The organism is Mesorhizobium sp. M5C.F.Ca.IN.020.32.2.1 (genome assembly GCF_004023105.1).
Taxonomy (GTDB): domain Bacteria; phylum Pseudomonadota; class Alphaproteobacteria; order Rhizobiales; family Rhizobiaceae; genus Mesorhizobium; species Mesorhizobium wenxiniae.
In genome coordinates, this window is sequence record NZ_RZSX01001037.1 from 1 (window position 1) to 1,990 (window position 1,990).

3 protein-coding genes and 1 pseudogene are annotated in these 1,990 nt (G+C 61.9%); 2 read left to right on the forward strand and 2 right to left on the reverse strand.

Features of this window, described 5'->3' with window-relative positions; genetic code table 11:
• Together serB and EOA86_RS32475 are read left to right on the forward strand one after the other, a co-directional pair.
• The coding region (serB, locus tag EOA86_RS32470; RefSeq protein WP_128345329.1) for a phosphoserine phosphatase SerB at positions 1 to 802 on the forward strand (802 nt) is incomplete at its 5' end.
• On the forward strand, positions 799 to 1,362 hold the full coding sequence (locus tag EOA86_RS32475; RefSeq protein WP_127209636.1) for a GNAT family N-acetyltransferase: 564 nt from the start codon (positions 799 to 801) through the stop codon (positions 1,360 to 1,362). The genes serB and EOA86_RS32475, both read left to right, overlap by 4 nt.
• 304 nt (positions 1,363 to 1,666) lie before the next feature.
• On the opposite strand, the gene EOA86_RS40875 is transcribed toward EOA86_RS32475, so the two are convergent.
• Both EOA86_RS40875 and EOA86_RS40880 read right to left on the reverse strand, forming a co-directional pair.
• Positions 1,667 to 1,819 carry a PIN domain-containing protein gene (locus EOA86_RS40875; RefSeq protein ID WP_348633378.1) on the reverse strand — a complete coding sequence of 51 codons (153 nt, stop codon included), beginning with the start codon at positions 1,817 to 1,819 and terminating at the stop codon, positions 1,667 to 1,669.
• A gap of 20 nt (positions 1,820 to 1,839) precedes the next feature.
• Positions 1,840 to 1,990, reverse strand: a pseudogene (locus EOA86_RS40880) (serine protease); the annotation flags it as partial.

A 1,990-nucleotide genomic window follows, 5' to 3' on the forward strand; every position in this document is an offset into this window, starting at 1 on the left:
CGCAAGCACTGTTCGCTGGCTGGCCGAAGGCATCGCCTGCGAATTCGCTTTGCCCGAGGCGGCCGAAGCCGTTGAAACGACCGCCGGCCTGCGCGCCGTGCTCGCACCCGAACCGGTCGACGTGATCGTCCAGCAGGCCGAGGGAAGGCGGAAGAAAATTCTCATCGCCGATATGGATTCGACTGTTATCGACCAGGAGTGCATCGACGAGCTTGCCGACGAGATCGGCGTCAAGGATTACGTCGCCGCCATCACGGCGCGATCGATGAATGGCGAGATCGCATTCGAGCCGGCCTTGCGCGAGCGGGTGGCGCTGCTGAAAGGCCTCGACGCTGCCGTGGTCGACCGCGTCATCGCCAACCGCTTGACGCTGGCCTCCGGCGGCCGCGCACTTGTCCAGACCATGCGGGCCAATGGCGCATGGACTGCACTCGTGTCGGGTGGCTTCAACGTCTTCACCTCACGCATCGCCGCCATGCTCGGCTTTCAGGAGAACCGCGCCAACCGCCTGATCGAGCAGGACGGCCACTTCACCGGGCTGGTGGCCGAGCCGATCCTGGGGCGTGCCGCCAAGGCCGATGCGCTGCTCGAGATTTCGGCGCGACTCGGGCTGACGACCGCCGACGCCATGGCTGTCGGCGATGGCGCCAACGACCTCGACATGATCCGCCTAGCCGGCACCGGTGTGGCACTTCATGCCAAACAGGTCGTGGCGGCGGAGGCAAAATTCCGCATTGACCACGGCGATCTGACGGCGCTGCTCTATCTGCAGGGCTACCGGCGGGAGGAATTTGTGGAGTGACGCCGATCCGCACCGAGCGCCTGATCCTGCGCAACTGGGAGGATCGCGACCGTGAGCTCTTCTACCGCATCAATTCCGACGAACGCGTCATGGAATTCTTTCCATTTCGCCGCGACCGCGCTGCCGCGGACGCCAAAATGGACGAGTTCCGCGCCTGGATCGCCGAGGATGGCTACGGTTTCGCTGCCGCCGAGATAATTGAAACGCGCCAATGCATCGGCTTCGTCGGCCTTCTCGACACCGATCATTTGCCCTTCCTGCCTGCCGGCACAGTCGAGATCGGCTGGCGGCTGGCGCCCGAATTCTGGGGCCATGGCTATGTCACCGAGGCAGCCGAAGCGTGGCTCGCCTATGGCTTCGAAACGCTTGGCCTCGACGAAATCGTGTCCTTCGCCGTTAGGGATAACAGCCGTTCCACAGCCGTCATGAAGCGCCTGGGCATGATCGCCGACCCGGCCAGCGATTTCGACCACCCCGGCATTCCGGACAGCCATGCCATGCTCAAGCGGCATGTGTTCTACAGGCTGACAGCCAAGGATTGGCAAAAAAACCGGCCTTGATCAGTGCTTGTCAAACGGAAGCTCGCCACCGGGCTGCGGCGGTTTGACGCCGACGCGATCGAGGACTTTAGCGAAATCATCGCCTGATGCATCACCAGCCCGTCGACGTAGGAAATCGCCGCTGTCTCCATGGCTCCAACCTTTTGCGCCACGGCCGAAGCGATCCACTGGTTCAGCGACACCCCATCAGCCTTTTGCCAGACGTGCAGCCCTCCTTGATCGACAAGGGAAGTTTCAACGGATAGGTCGCCTTGCTCATGTTCGAAATCCTTCCAACAATTCGGCGGGACTGATCACTGGAACTTCAAAAACGGCCTGCCGCAGTCACAAAATCGCGGCGATTGTGAGTGACCAATGCGTCTGCCCGACGATTGATCGCTGCCGCAAGCACCATCTCATCCTTCGGATCACTCAACTTCGGGCGCCAGAGAAAGTGAAGTTCGACCGGTTCTGCCAAGACAGCAAAGCCGGCCGGACTCAGTCCATCCGGATCGTCACAAACCGCAATTCGCCGGTCTTCGACGCCAGCATCAGCAGCGCGTTCTTGCGTCCCTGCTCCTTCAACGCAGCAATCCGGTCCATGACATCCTTGGGCGTGGCGACCGATTCCTGAGCGATCTCGGTGATC